The organism is Bacillus sp. AFS041924, assembly GCF_002577195.1.
Lineage (GTDB): Bacteria > Bacillota > Bacilli > Bacillales > Bacillaceae_G > Gottfriedia.
Genome location: NZ_NULG01000042.1, coordinates 1 through 23,216 on the forward strand (window position 1 = coordinate 1; position 23,216 = coordinate 23,216).

23 protein-coding genes and 1 riboswitch are annotated in these 23,216 nt (G+C 32.2%); of the genes, 2 read left to right on the forward strand and 21 right to left on the reverse strand.

Features of this window, described 5'->3' with window-relative positions; all coding sequences use genetic code 11:
• Positions 1-90: 90 nt before the first annotated feature.
• The 10 genes from COC46_RS13075 to COC46_RS13120 all read right to left on the reverse strand — a co-directional run bounded on the left by COC46_RS13075 (position 91) and on the right by COC46_RS13120 (position 11,211).
• A complete protein-coding gene (locus COC46_RS13075) occupies positions 91-1,236 on the reverse strand; it encodes an ABC transporter permease (protein WP_098810156.1) in 1,146 nt (381 codons plus the stop codon).
• 1 nt (position 1,237) lies between these two features.
• Complete coding sequence (locus tag COC46_RS13080; RefSeq protein ID WP_098810157.1) at positions 1,238-2,362, reverse strand: ABC transporter permease; 1,125 nt, start codon at positions 2,360-2,362, stop codon at positions 1,238-1,240.
• Positions 2,363-2,398: 36 nt separating this feature from the next.
• Positions 2,399-3,334, reverse strand: coding sequence for an ABC transporter ATP-binding protein (locus COC46_RS13085; protein WP_098810158.1), 936 nt, complete (start codon positions 3,332-3,334; stop codon positions 2,399-2,401).
• A 156-nt stretch (positions 3,335-3,490) separates the two neighbouring features.
• Positions 3,491-4,594: a sensor histidine kinase gene (locus COC46_RS13090; RefSeq protein WP_098810159.1), complete on the reverse strand. Its 1,104-nt coding sequence runs from the start codon at positions 4,592-4,594 to the stop codon at positions 3,491-3,493.
• A gap of 16 nt (positions 4,595-4,610) precedes the next feature.
• Positions 4,611-5,252, reverse strand: coding sequence for a response regulator transcription factor (locus COC46_RS13095; protein WP_098810160.1), 642 nt, complete (start codon positions 5,250-5,252; stop codon positions 4,611-4,613).
• A gap of 212 nt (positions 5,253-5,464) precedes the next feature.
• A complete protein-coding gene (locus tag COC46_RS13100; protein ID WP_098810161.1) occupies positions 5,465-6,451 on the reverse strand; it encodes a zinc-binding dehydrogenase in 987 nt (328 codons plus the stop codon).
• 182 nt (positions 6,452-6,633) lie between these two features.
• Positions 6,634-7,503: a 3D domain-containing protein gene (locus COC46_RS13105; RefSeq protein ID WP_098810162.1), complete on the reverse strand. Its 870-nt coding sequence runs from the start codon at positions 7,501-7,503 to the stop codon at positions 6,634-6,636.
• A 516-nt stretch (positions 7,504-8,019) separates the two neighbouring features.
• Positions 8,020-8,586: a TetR/AcrR family transcriptional regulator gene (locus tag COC46_RS13110; protein WP_098810163.1), complete on the reverse strand. Its 567-nt coding sequence runs from the start codon at positions 8,584-8,586 to the stop codon at positions 8,020-8,022.
• A gap of 13 nt (positions 8,587-8,599) precedes the next feature.
• Positions 8,600-9,292, reverse strand: coding sequence for an MBL fold metallo-hydrolase (locus tag COC46_RS13115; protein WP_098810164.1), 693 nt, complete (start codon positions 9,290-9,292; stop codon positions 8,600-8,602).
• 449 nt (positions 9,293-9,741) lie between these two features.
• Complete coding sequence (locus tag COC46_RS13120; protein ID WP_098810165.1) at positions 9,742-11,211, reverse strand: amino acid permease; 1,470 nt, start codon at positions 11,209-11,211, stop codon at positions 9,742-9,744.
• 199 nt (positions 11,212-11,410) lie between these two features.
• A riboswitch (Lysine riboswitch) is annotated at positions 11,411-11,589 on the reverse strand.
• A gap of 245 nt (positions 11,590-11,834) precedes the next feature.
• On the opposite strand from COC46_RS13120, the gene pdxK reads away from it, so the two are divergent.
• Positions 11,835-12,650 (forward strand): pyridoxine/pyridoxal/pyridoxamine kinase, encoded by an 816-nt coding sequence (pdxK, locus tag COC46_RS13125; protein WP_098810166.1) that lies wholly within the window; start codon positions 11,835-11,837, stop codon positions 12,648-12,650.
• Between the two features lie 113 nt (positions 12,651-12,763).
• Here pdxK and COC46_RS13130 read toward each other — a convergent pair whose 3' ends face one another.
• On the reverse strand, positions 12,764-12,973 hold the full coding sequence (locus tag COC46_RS13130) for a hypothetical protein (RefSeq protein WP_098810167.1): 210 nt from the start codon (positions 12,971-12,973) through the stop codon (positions 12,764-12,766).
• 261 nt (positions 12,974-13,234) lie between these two features.
• On the opposite strand from COC46_RS13130, the gene COC46_RS13135 reads away from it, so the two are divergent.
• Positions 13,235-13,465 (forward strand): hypothetical protein, encoded by a 231-nt coding sequence (locus COC46_RS13135; protein WP_098810168.1) that lies wholly within the window; start codon positions 13,235-13,237, stop codon positions 13,463-13,465.
• 110 nt (positions 13,466-13,575) lie between these two features.
• Here COC46_RS13135 and COC46_RS13140 read toward each other — a convergent pair whose 3' ends face one another.
• From COC46_RS13140 to COC46_RS13190, 10 genes are all read right to left on the reverse strand, one after another.
• Complete coding sequence (locus tag COC46_RS13140; protein ID WP_098810169.1) at positions 13,576-14,169, reverse strand: YdeI/OmpD-associated family protein; 594 nt, start codon at positions 14,167-14,169, stop codon at positions 13,576-13,578.
• A gap of 472 nt (positions 14,170-14,641) precedes the next feature.
• Positions 14,642-15,349: a nitroreductase family protein gene (locus tag COC46_RS13150; protein WP_098810171.1), complete on the reverse strand. Its 708-nt coding sequence runs from the start codon at positions 15,347-15,349 to the stop codon at positions 14,642-14,644.
• 121 nt (positions 15,350-15,470) lie between these two features.
• Complete coding sequence (locus COC46_RS13155) at positions 15,471-15,893, reverse strand: RrF2 family transcriptional regulator (protein ID WP_098810172.1); 423 nt, start codon at positions 15,891-15,893, stop codon at positions 15,471-15,473.
• A gap of 123 nt (positions 15,894-16,016) precedes the next feature.
• Positions 16,017-16,643: a class I SAM-dependent methyltransferase gene (locus COC46_RS13160; RefSeq protein WP_098810173.1), complete on the reverse strand. Its 627-nt coding sequence runs from the start codon at positions 16,641-16,643 to the stop codon at positions 16,017-16,019.
• Between the two features lie 162 nt (positions 16,644-16,805).
• The gene (locus COC46_RS13165) at positions 16,806-18,317 is read right to left on the reverse strand and encodes an MDR family MFS transporter (RefSeq protein ID WP_098810174.1); all 1,512 of its coding nucleotides are present in this window, start codon (positions 18,315-18,317) and stop codon (positions 16,806-16,808) included.
• Between the two features lie 84 nt (positions 18,318-18,401).
• Positions 18,402-18,581, reverse strand: coding sequence for a hypothetical protein (locus COC46_RS13170; protein WP_098810175.1), 180 nt, complete (start codon positions 18,579-18,581; stop codon positions 18,402-18,404).
• A gap of 291 nt (positions 18,582-18,872) precedes the next feature.
• Positions 18,873-19,442, reverse strand: coding sequence for an MFS transporter (locus COC46_RS13175; RefSeq protein ID WP_098810176.1), 570 nt, complete (start codon positions 19,440-19,442; stop codon positions 18,873-18,875).
• Positions 19,443-19,446: 4 nt separating this feature from the next.
• Complete coding sequence (locus tag COC46_RS13180) at positions 19,447-20,841, reverse strand: FAD-binding oxidoreductase (protein ID WP_098810179.1); 1,395 nt, start codon at positions 20,839-20,841, stop codon at positions 19,447-19,449.
• 157 nt (positions 20,842-20,998) lie between these two features.
• Positions 20,999-22,420, reverse strand: coding sequence for a PH domain-containing protein (locus tag COC46_RS13185; RefSeq protein ID WP_098810177.1), 1,422 nt, complete (start codon positions 22,418-22,420; stop codon positions 20,999-21,001).
• The gene (locus COC46_RS13190; protein ID WP_098810178.1) at positions 22,407-22,886 is read right to left on the reverse strand and encodes a PH domain-containing protein; all 480 of its coding nucleotides are present in this window, start codon (positions 22,884-22,886) and stop codon (positions 22,407-22,409) included. The genes COC46_RS13185 and COC46_RS13190 overlap by 14 nt, the downstream gene beginning before the upstream one ends.
• Positions 22,887-23,216: the final 330 nt, after the last annotated feature.

Here is a 23,216-nt window from a genome sequence, read left to right on the forward strand (position 1 = left end):
AAAATTTACCTATTGTTCCAATACTGACAACTTTATATTTCAACACTCTGAAAAATCCATCTCTAAATAAAGAGATGGATTTTTTTTAGCTTACACGAAATTTCTCGTAGAACTATTACGACTAAACTTATAAATAGCAATTAAGAAAAATGCAATCGCAAAAACTAGAAGGATTAAAATGTTTAAATATAAGCTTCCTAAGCTACTTCCTTGTTGTAACTTCGCCAATGTCTCTAACGTCCATCTTTGAGGAAGAAAATCTGCAATTCTTTGTACTGATGATGGCATAATTTCAATTGGCCAGAAACAACCAGAAATCATGACAGTAGGTACAACTATTAAATTCTGTAATGCTCCAGACGATTTGGAACTGTTTGAGAACGCTACAATCATTAATGAAATTCCTACTGCGATTAAAGCAAAAAGCATCATAACAACTGCTGCTTCCCAAAACGGAATATGAATATCGATATGAAACACAGCGGTCATAAAGAAAAGCGTAAGGATTACTTGAATAGTCATTATAATCATGTTAACTACGATATTTGAGAAAATATATTTTCTAGCGTTAATAGGTGCTGATAAAAGCCTGTAATAAATTCGATTCTCTTTTTCCTTTAAAATAATTTCAGAAAGATTCCCTGCAGACATTAACATAATCATAATCAAAAATCCTAAGCTATATGTCGTCATATTTTCAGATTGAGATGAGTCTGATAATGTTTTTGTTGACACTTTAAAGCTTGCACTTTGATAGTTAGAATACATTTGATTAAATTTAGTTTGATCTGTTTTTGCAACTTTACCGATTGCTGAAATATTGTCGATATAATTATATAAATAAGATTTTACAAAGCTTGTAATTTGAGCACCTTTTATAGAAGTGATTTGAATATGCTCTGGATTACCTGAGCGAACACTTTCTGTGAAGCCGTTATCTAACGAAATGACACAATCCAGTGAGCCTGAGGCAATTTTATCATTGACATCAGATTTGTTTATTTTTTCAATATTAACACTTTCTAGGTGTTTTAAGAACTTAATCGTATCATTTGCAATATATTGGTGATCATTATTGACAATTCCAACATGAACGACTGTTTTACTTGAACCACCATAAGCTAGGAAAGAAATAAAAATACCAATTAAAGGTACACATATATACATAATGACATTTTTCTTATTTTTGAAAGTAGCTCTTAAAGTATTCGAAATTAGCCAAAAAACTGTTTGCATCCTACAACCCCTCCCTTCTTTGTAGAGAAATAGATGCAACTAATAAAAATAACAGAGAAAAACCTAAATTAAAAATAAGGGCGGGAATTGCAGCTGATAAATCATTTGTATAAATTATTTTTGTTATTGCTGTATTAACCCATGTTAGTGGTGAAAATTGTGTAATGATTTTTAAAATCCCACTAGTATCACCTAATTTAAAGTAAGCTCCACCAAAGAATGATGATAGTTGCACAACTATCATGATGATTGCTCTAGAAGAAGCATTAGATTTCGTAATATAGCTGACTACTAATCCTAAACTAATTGAAAGAAGTACTTCAGTTAGTAAAACAATAAATACTAATAAAATATGATTACCCCAGTTTGCTTTAAAAAAGAATTTACTGAAATAGACAACTACAATAATACAAAGAAAATTGGCTGCCAAACTTCCAAGTATTTTCCCTATAAAAATCTCAAATTTAGATATAGGCGATACAATTAATCGATCAGCTGTTTTTCTAACTCTTTCTCCAGTAATCAATTTACTTGCTGACATTGCTGCATAAAGAGCAATCATAGTCGTCATTGCAATCGCATAATAATCCATCGAACCTGGCTGTTTATTTGATGCAATAGATGTATCCTTAATATAATCCTCATGCGAACTAGCTAAAAAGACATCTTTAACTTGCGTCGGATCAACTTTTGCAACTTCAACTCCAACATTATACTTAACTACAAAAGAAGTTAACATTCCTTGAATAACGCTACCTTCAACACTGTTTCCTTCATTTATATAAAGCTTAATTCCGTTATCTTTAATTGAAATATATCCATCATATTGATTTCGCTTTACTTCATTTACACCGATTGTATTACTCGCTACTTTTTTAAAATGAATTCCAGACTTTTTTGTTCCTTTAATCAATTCATTAAAATACTTCGAAAACTCACCTGTTGTCGATTGGTCTTTATACAAGACGTGCACATCTTTAATCGGGACTGATGTTGTAAAAGCATTAGAAAGTGAAGAACCTAATACTAGCATTAAAATAATTGGAAATGCTAACATAAAAAATAGGGTCCTTACATCTCGAAAGTCTCGCTTAATTTCCATGAAAGCAATATTAAAAATATTCAAGCCAATTGCCTCCTTATTAAATAATTTTCCATGAAATTAATCACGTAAATTTCGACCAGTTAGTGTAAGGAAAACAGTTTCTAAATTAGGAGCATTTTCCTGTAATGAACTGATTTCAATCTTACTGTTAATAAAATGCTGAATGATTTTATTTAAATTATTCACACCATTATCCGATGTAATCGTAATAATATTATCTAAAATATGAACATTCTCTACGCCATTAATTGCTTTAAGCGCTGTAATGTCAATATTTTCATTCGTTTTTACTTCAATTCGAATATCCTTTGTATTCGTTATAATTGATTTAAGCTGTTCTTTCGTTCCTTCAGCAATGATTTTCCCATGGTCAATGATTGATATTCGAGAGCATATTTCTTCCACTTCTTCCATATAGTGGCTTGTATAAATAATTGTACAGCCCATTTCATTTAGCTTACGTACACTATTAAGAATGTAATTTCGAGAATGTGGGTCAATCCCAACTGTTGGTTCATCCATAATAATAAGCTTAGGGCGGTGTGCAATGGCACAAGCAATGTTCAATCTTCTCTTCATTCCACCAGAGAAATTTTTTGGATACTCCTTGAATTTATCTTCAAGCCCCACAAATTGTAATGCTTCTTCTACTCTTTCATTTAATTCCGAACCTCTTAATCCATACAAGCCAGCAAAAAATCTAACATTTTCATATGCAGTTAAATCCTCATAAATGGCTAAGTCCTGTGGCACCATTCCAATATTCATTTTTGCAAATTTACTATTCTTCTTACTGTTTTTACCTAAGATCTCTACTGTACCTTGATTGCTTCGAAGTAATCCTGAAATGATATTAATTGTCGTACTTTTTCCTGCTCCATTTGCGCCAAGAAATCCAAAAATTTCTCCTTCTTCAATAGATAAAGACATATTATCTACTGCAATAAAATCTCCAAATTTTTTCGTTAAATTTTTTATCTCTAAAACTTTCATCCTCTCACCCCGTAATCTAAATGTATGATGCTATTATAAGCAAAAGGGTGAACTAATATCAGTGTATTAGTTCACCCTTTTCACATGAGAATCTTCATGTTTTTATATAGGCAAAATCATGATAGAATACATAGAAATTAATATCCAATGATGCAATTATTGGATTGGAAGCAACGTTGTAACCGAAAAACCGTCATGACCATCAACAATTATTTTTCCGTCTATAGTTGCTGTTCTCTCTTCCATCCCAATGATTCCTAAACCTTTTTTGATTTTCACGTTCCCTTTACCGTTATCTTTTACATTTGTTTTAATCATTTTATTCATCACATAAATTTCAATCGAAACCTCTGAAGCATCTGCATATTTCAACGTATTCGTAAGAGCCTCAACTACATTTTCTTGAATGACTTTCCATTGAATTGGCGTAATCAGATCGAGATTGCCTTTATAGACAAACAATGTTTTCAAATCATGCTTAGCCGAAAATTCATCTATGAATAATTTCATATGATGGATTCCCATTTGTTCAGTTGGAGGCTTCATATTTTTTAAGGTAAGTCTTATGTTTTCAATTCCATCCTTTGAAATATTTATCGCATTTTGAAGCAATTCTAATGCTTTATCTTGATTATTGCTCATTAAATGCTTAGCCGCTTCCATTTGAAAAAGAGCACCTGTCATTGAATGTCCAATTTTATCATGAATTTCTTGGGAAATTCGATTTCGCTCCTCTAATTTAAAGGTGTATTCTGACTGCTCAATAAATTCATTATGGTTATTTAGCCTTTTAGAAAGCTTTTGAATTGTACTTCTCATCTGATCAATTTGATCTTCTTTAAACCGTAACCTAGAGTTATACAAATTAACAATTGAAAAAACCATAAAGCTAAATAATAAAATTAATCCATAAATAGGTTGTATAGAATTATGTAAATAAAAAATTGGAATTAGCGCCAGAAGAAAACCAATCCATTTTTTCGAAGTAAAAAATGAAACAAGCTCAAGAATAGACAGTGGTAGTAGTAAAAGAAATAATGGCTGAATATTGAAGTTCGAATAAACAATTAAACAAATTGATAAAATAAGTAAACATTTTATTAAAGCAGTATTTTTTATTAAATAAAGACTAATATTTAAGCAAAAATAAACAAGTAATGCAAAAAGTACCCAAGAGAAATTAGGAATTTCTTTACGAATACAAATTAAGGCTATATACATGATAACAGAGAGTTTATTTAATATAATCCAACGCTCCATATAGAACTCCTTCGCGTTAGTCTACTTTCCCAGTAATATAGAAAATAGCTATTTGTGTTCGATGCTCAAGGCCCGTTTTCCCGAGAATAGATGTAATATAATTAGCTACTGTTCCTTCAGATATATAAATTTGTTTAGATATTTCCTTATTAGAAAATCCTCTTGCAATTAAAGCCATAACATCTAACTCTCTTTGAGTAAACAAACTTGTATCAATTTTCGTATCAATTGTATTCGTATTACTTGATAAATTAGTTCTAATTTTATCAAGTACTAAATCTTGCATAATTGTATTTCCATGATAAACACTTTTGATTGCTTCACGAATTCGTTCTGGATCATTATTTTTTAATAAATAGCCCTTTGCTCCATTTTTCACAGCGTCAATAATGTACTCATCATCATCAAAAGTCGTTAAAATAAGGGGCTTCGTTTTAGTCTGCTCAGAAATATGCTTCGTAGCCTCTACGCCATTCATATTTGGCATTCGAACATCTAAAAGCGCAACATCTACATGATGATTCTGACAATATTTTACCGCTTCATTCCCATCATCTACAGTTTCTAACACTTCAAACTCTTCGTAAGAACTCAATATTATTTTAAGTCCTTCCCTAATAAATGAATTATCATCAGCAATAATTAGTTTTATTTTCATTTGAATAGAGGGAGAAAATATCTACCTCGTTTTCACATCCTTTATTCCACGAATTATGTTTCCATTATATACCACTTATCATTAATTACCATGAGAAGAAAAAGTTCATCTCATTCAATTCAAAAAATAAACCATCAGACAGAAATATCAAATTTTTTGTACTTTGTCTGGACAATAAAATCCCTTCTTTACAAAAGGGATTCAAATACACATTATGAATTTGTGATAATAACTTTACCATACTCAACTTTATTATTTTCAAAATAATCATGTGCTTCTTGCACTTGATCGTAAGTAAAGGTTTTCGGATTAATAAGAGGTTTTAATTTATTTTCTTCTATAAGATTAGTAATTTTATTTAAAATAACGCCATGTTCTTTACGCCCTTCCTCTGTTTTTTGAGTGAGCATAATAAAAACGACATGTAAGGTTAGAGACTTATTATGTAATAATGTTAAATCATGTGTAGAACGAGCAGCAATTGCTAGAACAGTACCTTTTGGTTTAACAGCAACGAAAGATTTATCCAAGTTCTCATTGCCCACCGTATCAAATACTATGTCAAACCCTTTCCCACCTGTTAAACGATTTACATAATGATCAACTGATTCTTCTTTATAATTAATCACATGATCAGCACCAAGCGATTTTACTAATTCAGCTTTTTCATTAGACGATACAGTTGTAGAGACAATTGCACCAAAGGCTTTTGCTAATTGAATAGCGATATGACCAACACCACCTGTACCACCATGCACTAAAACATGATCACCTTGTTTTACTTTTCCTCTATCAACTAATGCTTCCCAAGCAGTTATTGAAGTTAAAGGTAAACTCGCAGCTTCATCAATTGGTAATTGACTAGAGGCTTTAGCTAAAACAGATTCTTCAACGACAATAAAATCTGAGAGTGCCCCTCCTGAAGCATTGAATCCAAATACAAAGTCTCCGACAGAAAACTTCGTAACACTCTCTCCGACTTCGATCACCTGACCAGAAAAATCACTATGAAGGATCATGGGAAAATTAGGTTGAAATGCATTTTGGACGACACCTTTTCTAATTTTAATGTCAATTGGATTTACACTTGTTGCAGAAACTTTGACTAAAACTTGATTTCCATGTGATTTAGGACGGGAAATTTCCTCTTTCTTGAATTCAGAGCTATCACCATACTGATGTATTAAAATTGCTTTCATAAATACAACACCTTCTTTCGAAATGGAAATATTTTCTGCAATTGTACCATAATTTTAAAGACTAAAAAATTTATTAGTATTGAAATTATTATTAAAATTGCATATTCAACTACCCTAATCCCAATAAAAAACACTGGAACCCTTCCATTTGAATCGGGGCTCCAGTGTTTTTTTATAGGATATTAGTTTAATATAGTTACATTTACTTGTTTTCTTCCAAAATTAATCGCATCTTGTTTATTTGGTATAAAGACATCAATTCGATTTCCTTTGATCCCTCCGCCAGTATCTCCAGCGATTGCTTTTCCATAGCCTTCTACATAAACCTTACTTCCAAGCGGAATAACACTTGGATCAACAGAAATAACTTTTAAATTTGGATTCTTTATTAAGTTAATTCCAGTAGCCGTAATGCCTGAACAACCTTTACATGAAGCTGTATATGCAGTAGCTTCCATTTTAATTACTTTTGAACTTGCTTGCTCTTTTGGTTTTGATACACTTTCTTTTGGTGCAGATGCTCTTTCCTTTGGTGCAGGTGCACTTTCTTTTGGTGCAGATGCAGTCTCTTTTGGAGTAGATGCACTTTCCTTTGGTGCCACTGCAGTCTTTGAAGATGCTGGTTTTGATGGCGTAGTTAAAGTGTTTTCTGCTGAATTACTTGTTTTTGTAATTTCAGATCGAGCAATATTTTTTGCGCCTTCAAAGATTAATAGATTTAAATCAGGGTGAATGATATCCGTATTTAAGTTATTCCATTCTTTAATTTGCGAAACAGTTACACCATGAATTTTCGCAATGCCCCATAAAGTATCGCCTTTTTTAACTAGATAATGTTTCTCCGGAGTAATGGTTAGTACATCACCAGGATGAATAAGATCAGTAGTAAGATTGTTTAACATTTTCGTATTTTCTACAGTAGTATCATTGTTGCGTGATAAATCCCAAAGGGTATCCCCTTTTTTTACTGTGATAGTATCGGCCTGTACTTTAGCACTTACAGTTACTGAGAGTACAGCAGCTGATAAAACGGTTATGTATTTTTTAATCATTTTCTTTTACCCTCCATGTTCCTTTTATTGCTAATTTTCACTAATCGTACCATAGATTTTACTGAAAAAAAGAACAGGGAGATGATAAATCATTTACATTCATGGCATAATTATTACAGTAATATAACTTAAAAACTTCAAGTTTTATCATAAAAAAATCGGATCTTAAGCCCTAATTAAAGCAATAAACCTAGGCTCATCTCACTCTTCAAATTGTTAAAGTAGTATTAAAAATATGACTTAAAAATAATGATTTTGTAATGAATCGATCATAATTTGACCAATTAGTATTTAACAATTACTCTAATTTTTCTACTTGTTAGCAATATCAACAAGAATAAGGATCATAGACTTTATAGTATTAGGTTGAAGAGGAATGTCTTTAAAAACTTCTAATTCCTGTGAAAAGGTTATTTTCATTTTCTATTAGAATTTTTCACTGCATAAATCCAAATACGACTAAACTGGCCCTAATTTGAACCAGTTTAGTCAAAAGTTATTAACCTTATCCTTCTATTAACCTTTTGATTTTAACTGTTGAACGTAGTTTCTTAAAACAAATAAAACACTTTCATTAATTGGGAGATCGATACCAAATCCTTCATCGTTTTCAAGTGATACAAATCCATGAAGAATACTTCTTAATCCTCTAACTGTATGAATTAATTCTATTTCACTTAAATCATAAGGTTTAAGTGTCGTAAAAATTAAGTCCAAAATTTTATTTCCTAATTGAGTATACGCCTCTCCTAAAGTATGTTTTGACGATAGTGTAGCTTTGTATAATCCTGGATGAATTCTAGCAAAGTCTAGATAAGCAAATGCTAACGAATAGATTGCTTCTTCATCTACTTTCCCTTCAATCGAATCGCGAAGCTGCTCAAACAGTTGATTAATACCATGTAGAGCAACATGATTTTTAAGTTCTTCTAAATTTTTCACATGATTATAAATAGATGGAGGTTGAATCGTTAGCTTTTTTGCTAGATAACTAATCGTTAAAGCCTCCCAACCTTCTGTATCAACAATTTCAATCGAGGTTTTTAGTAATTCGTTAAAATTCAAACCTATCCTTGGTGACATTCCGTATCTCCTTCTACTGCTTTTTAATCGCACGGTCAATCGCTTCTTTTGGATGAATTAACATCGTACCATGACCGACTGCTAATAATGTAGGGTTTAATTTACTAATTTTCTTAGCACTATTTAGAGCTGAATCTTTATTCCACGTTGCCATTGATGGAAAAGGAAATAAAATTCTTAATTGACCAGAAATCGCAATTCCTCCTCTTAATGAAAAAGCGTCACCAGCTATAATCGCATTTGTACGTTGATCTAAAAATGCCATTGAACCAGGTGTATGGCCAGGAACTTCAACCGCTATTAAAGACCCAATTGTGTCCCCCTCTTGTAGTAGACGATCAGGAATCGTTTGGATATTTTTAGGAACGCCGCCTTTTATAGGAGTATTTGGCTCATTAGCTTCTAAACTAGTGTCTCCTTTTAATAATTTTGCATCTCTTTTAGAAATGGACACAACGGCATCGGGAAGTAATGCTTTTAGTTGATCAAGTGACCCAACATGGTCACCATGAGCATGGGTTAAAACTATATTCGTAATTTTTTTGCCTATTTGATTTGCAGTATCAATAATTTTCGTCGCACTAAAAGATAGCGCTGTATCAATTAATGTAAGCTCATTTTCTTCTTCAATTAAAAAACAATTTACAGGAAAGAAATTGGGTAAAAAACTCAACTCATAAAGATAATTATTTTTCGTAATCTTCATTTTATCCCCTCCTAATAGTAAAAACTAATACCTTTAGTTTTATAATACTAAAGGTATTAGTTTTTGTGAACAAAAATTCCATTTTTTACATAAAATCGTTAAACTAACTATTTAGATCACAGTGGAACGAGCGAAGTAATCGTTTTTTTAATTTTATTAGTGATTTTTAAAAGGGGTATGGCGATATTCAAGCCAGTTCTACCATTAATTATGCCGGTTCAGGTCATAATTAAGCCGGTTCTACCATTAATCGTGCCAGTTCAGGTCATAATTAAGCCGAGTTCACAAAGTGTTCGTGCTTTTCGAAATACAGCCCGTTATATTTTCACAACACAGAACGGTCTAATCAAATTTATTAACAAAAAAAAGCTGCCCAAAAAGTACTTTGACTTTAGGGACAGCTAATTTAGTGTCTAAACAAATATCCAAAAACTTGATTTCCAGATTGATTATTTTCTACTTAAATCCATCTCTTTATAAGAAACAACTTTTGTTTTATGTTTAACTTTATATCCTAACCAAACAATTAAAAACACAGGAATTCCAATATATGAAACAAGAACACCTTGCCAGTCAATTACATTACCAGTAAATGCTTGCCAGTTCTGCGCCAATACAATAAATAAACAAGCTAAAAATGCTAGGATTGGTCCTAATGGGAACCATTTTGCGCGGTAAGGTAAATCCTTTAAATCTTTTCCTTGAGCAACATAAGCTTTACGGAAACGATAATGAGAAATCGCAATACCTAACCAAGCAAGAAAACCTGATAAACCTGATAAGTTTAATAACCAAGTATATACTTGACCTTCACCGAAAAATGAAGATAAACAAGCTAATGAACCAACTGCAAGTGTTAAATATAAAGCATTTGTAGGAACACCATTTTTATTTACTTTTGTTAAGAATTTAGGAGCTTTTCCTTCTACTGCTAACGTATATAACATACGAGTTGATGCGTATGTTCCACTATTACCTGCAGATAAAACAGATGTTAAAATAACTGCATTCATAACAGAGGCTGCAAATGCAACACCTAATTTTTCAAATACTAAAGTAAATGGACTAACCGCAACGTCGCCTCTAATTAAATCAGGATCTGTATATGGAATTAATAAACCAATTACTATAATAGCTAATACATAAAATAATAGGATACGCCAGAAAATTTGACGAATAGCTTTTGGAACGTTTTTTTCTGGATTTTCTGTCTCACCTGCTGCAACACCGATTAACTCTGTACCTTGGAATGAGAACCCTGCAACTATAAAGATCGATAATACACCTAAAAATCCATTATGAAACGGAGCATCACCTGTAGTAAAGTTTTTAAATCCTCCATCATGTCCACTTATAATTCCAAAAATCATTGCAATACCGACAACTAAGAAGACTACTACAGTTACAACTTTAATTAATGAAAACCAAAACTCTGATTCACCGTAGCCTTTAACTGAAAGTAAATTTAAACCTAAAATAATAACTAAAAAGATTCCGCTCCATAATACAGCTGGAGTATGCGGGAACCAATATTTCATCAGCATTGCTGAAGCTAATAATTCAAAAGCTAATGTAATCGCCCAGTTATACCAATAATTCCAACCCATTGCAAAACCAAAGGCTGGATCAACATAGCGAGATCCATAAGTACTAAACGAACCAGAAACTGGTAAATAAGTCGCCATCTCACCTAAGCTAGTCATTAAGAAATAAACCATAATACCAATTAATCCATAAGCTAAAACAGCTCCACCAGGACCAGCTTCACTAATTGATGTTCCACTAGCTAAAAATAAACCTGTCCCAATTGAACCACCAATTGAAATCATTGTTAAATGTCTTGCTTTTAGTCCTCTTTTTAAAGAACCATCGTGAGTATTCGTTTCTACTCGATCATTTTGAGGGTTTGTTAGTCCCATCTTGTTGCCTCCTCTTCATTCTTGCAATCTTATCTTTACGCGAGAATATGGGACGGTATAAAGTGTTGTATGATGTGTATTTTACTCAGTATTTTCAACAATATGTAAAGCATGGAAAATCTGGTAAAAAAACAAAAAACACGTGAAGCAATGTTCACGTGTTCTAGACTCAAATATATGTGTCAAACAGCATCAACATCTCTTCAATAGCCCTCCACAAGAAAATCTTGTGACAGTCCTACGCTTATTCAGCAATAGGCCCAGTAATAAATTTAAATGGTAAAATTATTACTTCGGCAGTTTCGCCTTTTATTACTTATCACAGGTACCATAAACCTCAAAGTAACGACTAATCAAAACTGCGCCTCTATCCATACGAGATAAAGATCATATTAAATTAAATTTTATAAACTCAATATACAATCTATTAAACTAGTTTGTCAATAGATTTTTCGACAAGAATTGACTAAAAAAACTGGTTAAGGATGAGTAGAATCGAGCGAGTAGTTCAAGAAATTAAAAGTTCCTTGTTCTCTTTCTATGCAATAATGCTCCTGCCTTGTACCCTGTCCTGATGTTTTTGTATAATATTTCTATGTAATGCATAAGGAGGAATTTTTCACATGACAATTTACAAGGCATTAACACTTGCAGGATCTGATAGCAGTGGAGGAGCGGGGTTACAAGCTGATATAAAAACATTTCAGGAGCGTAATGTTTATGGAATGAGTGCGGTTACAACTTTAGTAGCAATGGATCCACATAATCATTGGCATCATCAAGTATTTCCGATTGATATAGATACAATTGCAGCACAATTAGAAACAATCGTAGTTGGTGTTGGTATTCAAGCAATGAAAACAGGTATGCTTGGTTCAACTGAAATAATTGAGTTAGCTGCAAAAACAATAAAAAAACATAATATTGATCGAGTAGTAGTCGATCCAGTTATGATTTGTAAAGGAAATGACGAAGCTCTTCACCCAGAGACAAATGATGCATTAAGAGAAATTTTAGTTCCACTTTCAACAGTTGTAACACCAAATTTATTTGAAGCAGCTCAATTAGCTAAAATGCCGCCAATCTGCACTGTTGAGCAAATGGAGGAAGCAGCACGCAAAATCCATGAATTAGGTGCTAAATATGTATTAGTAAAAGGTGGAAGCAAAATTCAACATGAAAATGCAATAGATGTATTATTTGATGGTGAAAAAATCGAGCATCTTGAATCTGACCGAATCGAAACTACATATACACATGGTGCAGGCTGTACTTACTCTGCAGCGATTTGTGCAGAGCTTGCAAAAGGAGCAGAACCAAGAGAAGCAATCTACACTGCAAAGAAATTCATTACTGAAGCGATTCGTCACTCATTCCCACTAAATCAATACGTTGGCCCAACAAACCACATGGCTTATCGATTACATGGAGAAAGCTAAGAACAGGGATTGAAAAAACTATTAGCAATGATTAGGAGTTTCCTTATCATTGCTTTTTTATAAACAAAAAAACAGGTCCTAGGTTTCCCCTATTTCCTGTATATACTTCCTTTTCACTTGATTATGTTCTTTACTGCCTTAATTAAATCTCTTCCTTTGAAAAAAATGAATCTTTCCCATCTAGCTAATAAACCATTTCCATTTTCTCTATTTGCAATCTTGATCGTGTGCTGCTTATGAAACTCAGCAACTCGTTGATTATGTTCTTTATGCAAATTGTTAAAACGAGTGTGAAGTTGGAGTGCATGTTTATTTTGTCCCATCTAATCCCCTCCTTTTATAATTTCACTTAAATATACCATATTAAATAAATCAGCCACTTTATATTTTTCTAATAATTTCTACATGACTGTCTAATACTTTTCCCTATCAATAAATCGGATGTAGAATTCTACCAAATTTTAAAATTTTTTTATGTATTACATAATAATATATATAGAGAAGGTGTGGGTTTTATGAAAAAAATACTTTCATATTAAGGTTAACATTTACGCTTCTATCAGTAGTTGGTTGCAATAATAATAATGACGAAACGATCCAAGAAATTGCATACAAGTTTAACAAGAAGTAAGCAGACTGCATTAAGTAATAAACATGGAGTCGTTAAAAAAGTGGAATCCATACCTAATCATGCTACGATATTAACTAAAAACTATCATAAAGATAAACTATATCCTGTTACTTTTAATGGAGATCGTCCTGAAGAAAAAATCGTTATTTATATTGTACAGAGACGAACAAAAAAGTCGGAATGAATGGTGAGAATCAATTTTTGTGCTAAATAACCCTAAAGTTTGTGAACTTACTTTCCACGCTCATAAACTTTAGGGGCTTTTTATTTTTCATATGATTTCAATAAAATAAACTAATCATTTAATCCTTTACCATTAAGAATTTGATCAATATATTTTTCCACCCTAGACGTACGAGTTTTGGATTGTTTTGGTTGAGAAAAATAAAATATATAAGCTCTTTGACGTCCTGGCGTCAATGCTTCAAAAGCAGTTTTTAACGCTGGATCCTCATCTAATTTAACTTGAAATTCTTCCGGAACTTCATAATCTGTAGTCTTTTTTAAATCCACTTGTAAACCAGCTTTTTCTACTTCAATTGCTTCTTTAATATAATCTTTCAATACGCTTTCCATTTCAATTATTTCTTGTATATTTGTAAATCGAATCTGACGTGCAGATTGTACATTTTCTGTTTGTTGAATCAAAATGCCATTAGGATCTTTTAACAAGGCACCTTTATGAAACAAAAGCGCACAATATTCTTTAAAGCCATGGATTAAAACAATGTTTTTATTATTAAGTGTATAACAAGGGTGCATCCACTTAAAATCTTCAGTAAGTTCACAGTCGACTACGATTTCTCTCAATTTATAAAACTCTTCTTGCCATTTTTTGGCTCTCATTAAAAATGCTTCAACTTTAGGATGCATATTACTTTTTGTCATTGATAAACACCTCTCAATTAATTAATCACAGAATTTGATTGTTTGAATTATCTCAGTATTGCAGTTATGTACTTAATCAAAAATCACTACGGATTCACAATTTCATTTTCTACTTCCATACCAATTTCTATTAAAATTTGTCCAGCGGTCCATATGCCATAGGAGATGATTTAGGTAACCACAAATCTGGTTCAATCCCTTTCCTAAAACCACCTTCTTCATTTTGATAAGCCTTTTGTTCATTATCACAGCTTCTTTATTACCATTCTCAAAATGGAATTTAAAATTCACTTTCTAAATTTCTACCATTTGTCCATATGTACTCTCTAGCACTATTCAACTTTGTATTGATCAACTAGTTCCCTCCTAATTTAATAATTTTAAGAATTTATTCTTTATCTTAATCGTAAATTCCTTCAAAACAAAAAAAAGAACAGGTCAAAGGTTTCCCTTATCCCTGCTCCCCGTGATTTTAGTATTTATCCCAAGAAACAACTTCATCTAAAGTTAAACGTACTTTTTCGAAGCCCGCTTTAATTCCTTTACCAACTGAAATTAACATAACTGGTTTAAAATTTGTTGGTACTTTGAATGCTTCTACAAACTTCGCTTGGTCAAATCCGCCCATTGGAACTGTATCTAAACCTTTTGCTTTTGCAGCAAGCATAAATTGCATTGAAACCAATCCACCATCAACCATCGCAATTTTTGTTGCAATTTCCTCTGGTAAACTACCGTAGTTTTTCACGATTGATCCTACGTAGAAGTCTTTCACTTCCTGCGTCATCATACCTTTTTCAACTAATTCATCGTAAATGCGGTCAGCATTTTTGTAGGCTTCAGTATCACCTAAAACAGCGATTACTGCAGAAGCATCTACAACTTGTTGCTGGTTATTAGCGATTGGTAATAATTTTTGTTTTGTATCTTGGTCCTTAATAATAAGGAATCTCCAAGGCTGTAAATTTGAAGAAGATGGAGCTTGAATTGCAATTTCTAGTAACTCCTTAATTTCATCATCTGACATTTGAAAGCTTGGATCATAGTGACGAACTGATCTTCTTTCCTGTGCTACTGTATAGAAATCCGTGCTTTCAAGTGCTTTTGGAGATTCATTTCCAAAATCAATTTCGTTTACTTTATTTAAATACTCTTCTTTTTCAGATTTAACTTTAGACATAATTAGTCTCTCCTTCATTAACTGTATTATTTACAAATACAGTATATGACTTTAACTGTATAAAAGTCAACTACAGTTTACCAAAAAATAAAATCGAAACATTATTTGTTTCGATTTTATTTTACCCATTATCCTTAGGTAATAAGTCTGCAACTGTTTTCTTAGAAAGACCTTCTACTAACCAGCTTTCCATCTCATCCTTTAAATTATATAAAGCAGATCGAGTAGATGGCGTAAAACATTCCTTACTATTTACATCTAAGAAGCCTTTCGAATATGGGTCTGATCTCATCGCATCATAAACATCTTTTAAAGTAATTTCATTAGCGCCTCTGGCTAAATAATATCCACCATCTCGACCTTCTTTAGCTGAAATAATTCCTGCTTTAACTAAATTGGCAAGAATTTTCCTTAAAAAGGTAGACTGTGCTTCAAGTTTTTGAGCTAATACTGCGCTTGGACAGATTCCATCTTGCTCCGCCAAAACTAGCAGAGATTGCAGTGCTAGTCCAAACCATTTCGTACTAGAAACCTTATCTTTCAAGAGCTTTCACCTCAATTAATAGTCTAAACTATTTTAAGAAAAAGACAACCTAATATTAATAATTGCTCCTATTTACAAAAAGGAGTAGCCTATGGACTTCCCTTAGTTCGCTATTTTATAAAATTATCTTTTTTGACATTTTATCATCATAAATTTAAACGGAGGTTTATTTTCCAAATTTTTATGTGGTTCAACAATTTCTGAAACCTCGATTAGTCCATATTTTTCAAATTCTTGTTTAATCGAGTCAGAATCGTAAAAAAACATTTTTATCCCTTCCGTTATCTCAAAATGGTCTTTACCTAGTTGTTTTCCCTTTCCAAACATTGGAGCATCTTTTGAAATAGTCGTAAAAACCATAAATCCGCTTGGCTTTAATTGATTATAGCAATCTTTAATAAACTTTTCTCTCTCCTCATGACTCAATAAATGAATAAGTGCGTAACAAAATATACCATCGTAAAGTTTATGATCAAAAGGCATTTCAGTTACAGAACCATGAAATATTTGAAAATCCAACCCGTTTTGCTTTGCTAATTCAATTGCTGTTTTTGATATCTCTATCCCTGTTACATTCATTCCGTTCTCAGTAAAAACCTTTGCATTCCTACCATATCCAATACCAGGTATCAATATATCCTTCATTTTCTTTTCTAGGAAAAAGTCCTTAGTTAAGATTGCGGAGTCCGAAGGTTCAAATCCCCACATCATTTGATTTTCTATAAAACTTGATTCCCAAATTTCTGTCATACTTATCAATCTCCTTTACAAATGCTTTTTTCCTTACTCATGAACCCTTTATGAGTATGTTTTTCATCTTCTTGCTCTTTTCCTTACTTAATATTAACTATGTTATATTTCAACGCTTTGAAAAAAAGAAAGACCAAAGGTCTTTCTTTTTTTCGTTACTATTTAAGAAGCATTGCTCCTAGCAATTTCTTTATCCGATAAGCGTTCATTACCCATTAGGAAAATTGAAATCAGTGCTAATCCCACTGGAACTAGTGTCCAAAGGAATGTGTGAGCAATTGATGTTGAAAATACGTCAGTAATTTTTGCCAATATTGGTGCTGGGATCATTTTGGCAGCTTCAGGAGTAAAGGCTTGATTAATATTAGAGAAATCCTGAGGTGCTCCACTTTTCGCAAATGCATCAGTAATTTTATCTGTAAATACATTTCGTTGAATAACACCAAAAACGGTAATCCCAACTGTCATTCCTAAAGCGCGAAGGAATGCGTTTGTCGAGCTTGCAGAACCACGGTTTTCATTGTCAAAATGATGCATCGCAGACATTCCAAGAACTGAGAAGGACGCTCCTACACCAAGTCCAACGATGACCATATACAGGATAACTTGGAATTTAGTCGTATCTGGAGTTAACGTACCTAAACAAATAATACCTGCTAATAGAAGTACAACTGATCCAAGCATCAAATTACGATAACTAGTTTTATTCGCTAAAGATCCACCTAATGTAGCAGAAATACTTACACTTACCATCATAGGTAATAAAACTAAACCTGAATTCGTAGCTGTTCCACCTTGAACAAACTGGATAAAGATTGGAATGTAAATTGTTGCAGCGATGAATGCCGCTCCATAAAATAACCCAACAAAGTTACTAGCAGCAAATAGTCGGTATTTAAACATATCAAACGAAATAATCGGTTCAGCTGCTTTACGTTCAATAAATAAGAAGACAATTAAGAAAGCTGCGAATCCAGCAAATAAACTTAAAATTTGAACGGATTCCCAAGCATATTCTTTTCCACCAAGCTCTAATGCAAACATTAAACAAACGATACTAATAACAAATGTCGTTGCACCCCACCAGTCGATTTGTTGCTTTGTGTGGTTTTTTGATTCGACATAAAAATAACTGATTAAGCCAAGTGTTAAAAGTCCAAATGGAATGTTAATATAGAAAATATATCTCCAGTCAATATAGTCCGTAATATAAGCGCCGATTAATGGTCCAAGTACGCTTGATAATCCAAAAACGGCACCAAAAATACCGCTCATTTTACCACGTTTTTCAACTGGGAACACATCCCAAATAATTGAAAATGCAATTGGCATTAAAGCACTTCCACCAATCCCTTGAATTGCACGGTAAATACTAAGTTGAACGATAGAAGTCGCTGTTCCACAAAGAACAGAACCTAAAATGAATAATATAATTCCTAACATAAAAAATCTTTTTCTACCGTACATATCAGAAAGTTTACCAAAAATTGGCATACCAGCCATTTCTGTAACCAAGTAAGCCGATGTTACCCAAACGAATTTATCATAACCACCTAAATCCTTTAAAATTGTTGGCATCGCAGTAGAAACTATTGTGTTATCAAGGGAAGCGAAAAATATCCCCAGTAATAACGCAATCATAACAGGAACCAATTTTGTTTCCCTTTTTTGCATGACCATCTCTCCTTTTACTTCTCGATCATTTTATTACTTCATGCTCTGTGTTCAAAATTTATTGCTATAGAGTTTCAATCTAAATCAATCTCTATTAATGTATAAAATAGCATTACTTAATAGACCTAAACCTATTCCAATTCCAAAACCAAGAAATCCTCCAACAATTAGATGTGATGTAAAATAGCCGACACCTAATCCAATTACTAAACCTAAAATTACAAATGCACCATAAAAAAGACCAACAGCTTCCTCGTGTTTCATAATTTATCATCATTCCTTTCATACAATTTAACTTCAAATAAAATAATGAACGATTCCTTATATTACTTTATTTAATTTAAAGTTAATATAACATTGTTTCGTTACTTTAACAATATAAAAGTTTAAATTTAATGTATTAATTTTTCTTAATAACAGTATCTTTTATACAAATACTGCGAATTGTTCACTAAATTTATTGTATGAAAAAGAATATAACATCGTTACGTTTAAAATTATCCATCAAAAAACAAAACATTGTTGTGTTGTCTGAAAGTTCATTAAGGACTTTCATTATTTTAGGCCTTTATGTTCAAAAAAACCTTTTAAAGGAGACGACTCCTTCCTCCGAATAAATTTAAAACAAAGACCAATTGCACTAATTAAGTAAAGCCATGCCGCTAAATGAAACATAAATTGAATGTCAATTGAATCAAATAAGGTACCTACACCAATAATACATATAGCTGTTACAAAAGATGTCCAAAATAAGTAACTTCTATAAAAATCAGACGAAGCATTCATAAACAATTTTTTTTCAGCAATCTTGAATAATGCGGTAAATCCTCCAAATAAAACTTGCCCAATATAGACAATTTTTATATGATCGATAAACGGTAAAGAAAAGAACAATAAACAGCAGAATAATGAATGGAATATCATTAATAAATATGGTGAAACCTGATCAACAAACCGGCCACCAAAGTAGACGACCACACTTAAACTTAATGAAAAAAGTCCATATAATAAACTAAATACATCATATGCATCCCCTATATTCCTTAAGAAGAGGACATAATAAGGAAATACTAAAGAGCTACTGAATCCGATCATACTAAGTAAAGCAATTAAGAATCGATTCATATGATTATTCCCCATAATTTTCATAAAAAGTATTCATAAATACATTATTAGGATCAAATGCTTTCTTCTTATTGAAAAAATCTTGTGTTCTAGGATATGCGGTTACCATTTGTTGCTTTGTCTGATATGGATAATAAGGTAAATAATAAGTTCCTTGATGCTTCAATGTTATATCTGTCCATTTTTGAATTACCTCTTTTGCATATTGAATAGAATCTTGATCTTTACCATGTTGAATCAAAACAACGAAAGCAAACATATCATCTTTCGCATAATTCATGATTGTTTCATTATCTTTTTCGACATAACGAATCGTTATATTTATAAGATTAAAACCATTTTCATATTCTAAATAATCTCGAACATCATCTATATAACTAGTAAATTCATTTACAGGTACAAAAAACTCTTGTAAAACTTGTGTATCTTGACGATCATCGAATTCCATAAATTTACTTTCTGAACGCATGACATTATTGCGAGTTTCATAGTTTCCATTTAATGAATGAATAAAACGATATTGAAAATCCCAAAAAATATTTTTACCGACATCGGATGTTCTTGACATACCTAATGCAAGCTTCGGTAAAAAAGCGGAATGATCCTCTTTTAGCTCATTATTTGAATCTGATAATTTGCGATTGGTTTCCATATAATTAATGGCATAAACTTTATCAAAAAAACGATCTGGTGCTACAGAGATTCTAGCAATGTGCATCCTTGCATCTTTATTTCCCAAAACATTTTTCTTAAAATAATCTGGATACTTTTCATAATCCATTGTTTTTGTTTTTATTTGGTATAATTCATTATCTGTTAGCTGTAGTTCTACCTCTAAAATAATTCCAAATAATCCATAGCCTCCTAATACATAGGGAAATAGCTCTTTATTCTCAGTACGACTTACTTTGATTACTTTCCCTTCAGGAGTTAATAATGTAAACCAGTTAACAGTACTAGCTAATGAGTGATTCCGAATATCTCGACCATGTGCATTCACACTTAAAGAACCACCGACAGAAAATATCTCTTGGGACTGTGTTACCTTCAACGCAAGTTTATAGGGATTAATTGCTTTTTGTATATCTCCCCATGTTGCTCCACTTTGAACAATTACTGTCTTATGTAAAGGATCCACTTTTTCAACTTTATTAAATGTTTTTAAGTCTATCACCACACCATCCTTATAGTATGTATGGCCCCCTTGACTATGGCGCTCACCTGCAATCGAAACTGTCTTACCTTGTTTTTTTGCATCCATGACAATTTTCTTTAATTGTTCCTCTTCTTGTCCGTTAACAACACGATCAATCTTTGTAGGAAGAAGGTGACCAATATCATCAATCATTCCATGCTTTAAGAGAACAGGTTTATTCCAGAGAGTATGTAAAACTGTCATAAAAACTGTCAAGAGGACGATCCCTACAAATATTCTTTTCCCCAAGTTCTTTTCCTCCTAATAATTTAAATCTAAACGTATTAAAAAAAGACGTGATTACAATAATGTATACACGTCTTCTTTTACAGGTAATCAGCAAATCAAAACAAAAACAGTTTTAACTAAACCAACCAATCACTCGATTTACATCTTTTTCATCTAAATGCCTTACTTGATAAGTATGACCAAATTGACTTGAAAGAATAGTAATATAAATAGTTTTTAGTTTTACTCTTTTTTGCAGGAAACTTTGTTCACCTATTAATACTTGGATCCTCTCTTTAGGTAAAACCGCAGTTGTTCTTGAGAAGTAACCGGACTGAAGGACTACTGTGCGGTCTAATAAAGTATAGCCTGCATTTCGATATCCTAATTCTCCAATAAATATACCGATTAATACAATGCCGTATGCCCAAATTTGAATAAATGGTAGCAATACAATACCGGATGCAATTACAAGAAATGTAATAATCATTCTTGAATAATACGTTTTTCTAGCTCTTTTTGGTGCTCTATTTGATATTTCGTCGTAGTTAATAGAAGGAATAAAATTTTTTAAAAATAATTGTACATCCTTCGTTTTAATAAACGGATGAAGAACATGTCTTCCTTGTTCCTGTTTATCTCCCATCCCTACAGCTTCTACATAAATTGTAGAATAGCCAAATAATTGGCGAAGGATGCCTTCCTTAATAACTACACCTTGAATTCGTTTTAACGAAACCGTAAATTCATTTTTTTCTAGTAATCCTCTTGTAATAATGATTCGATTATCAATTCTTTGAACCGTAAAGTTTGCAAATTTTAATATGTATCTTATCGTTGAAAAGATTAACGAAAGTAATAAACTCCCTAAAAATACAATAAAAAACATCATATAGGTAAAGGTTTGTATTTGATTATAAATTGCGATATATATGCTATGTGGAAGTAAATCTTCAATTTGTGAAAATAATGATGCTAAAACGGCAAAAGCTAGTCCAACCTCGAAGGAAGTGATTCCAGCTAAAAAAAGTTTACGCGTTTCAATTGTTAAACTAATATCAACTAATGGTTCTGCTTGTACACTATTTTCCTCAGCTACAACCGGATCTACTTTTTTCTTTTTAGAGTTTAATACTTCATTTTTTAATGAAAGTGCCACTTCTTTAGGGATTGCATTTAATATACCCTCAGCTTTTTTTCCACCAGCTGTTTCAATTCTAACGCTTACCACATTAAAAAGCTGTTGAATAAAACCAGCATTAATTGAAAAAGATTGAATACGATCTTTTTGTATAAATGTATTTTCAATTACAAATAATCCTGAACGAATTCTAAATTCATCTTCAGTTATATAGTATGTAAATCGATACCATTTTATGATTGCTGAAGCAACTGGTAAAACGATTAGAACAATAGCAAACAAATATTGAAACATTGACCCTTTACCACCAGAAACTAAAAGAATAATAAGTGGTATTAGTACGTTTTTTATTTGCTCTAAAAATACGGTAAGTATATAAGCTGGATGTTGTCTTTTAGGCTCAAACATCGTCATCACTTATCCTCGCTAAGTAGATAATTTTATCCCTAAGCTTTTCTGCGACTTGGTGCTCTAAGCCTTCAATTTCATGTGTGGTAGCAGCCGTGGAAATATTCACTGTAGATAAACCGTATCGACGTAGGATTGGTCCTACTTCTGTCGTCACGTGTTGAACTCTGACCATAGGAATAACAATTCGTTTAATAACAAATATTCCTTTTTGAATTTCTAACTCATTTTCGTAAATCTCATATGCGGTATATTTCAATTTAAGCGTAGGTAAAAACAAAGTTAAAAAAATTATTAACGCTATAACGACACCTATAATAATCATTAAAATAAAGAAGGGAAGTGAAAAATGTCTCATAAGAAAATAATAGATAATTGGCAATGCAACTAGAGCGATACTCGTTAATAGTGATGTAATTCTCCATACAGACCTCATTTTAGATGATGGTCTTTGTGATGGATTTGCTCTCATTTAATCACCTTTTCTATCTCATTAATCTATCACTTACTATATCATACCATGAGTCAATCTATTCACAAACCTCCTATTTATCGACAAATTAAAAAAAGGGTAATTTTTTTCAATGAAAATATTGATTATGAAGTACTTAAAAAATAATAGGCTCTGTTAAAAAAGAATGTTGATTTTCCATTCCAGGTACTTCGCTTTCCATGGGGCGTGACTTGAGTCTCCTCGGCAGGCCTCCGGGGTCTCAAGTTTCCCGCATTTCCCATAGGAGTCTTCGCATCTTCCATTTCAATTAGTCTCGAATTTAACTAAAATCAACAATTTATACAGAGC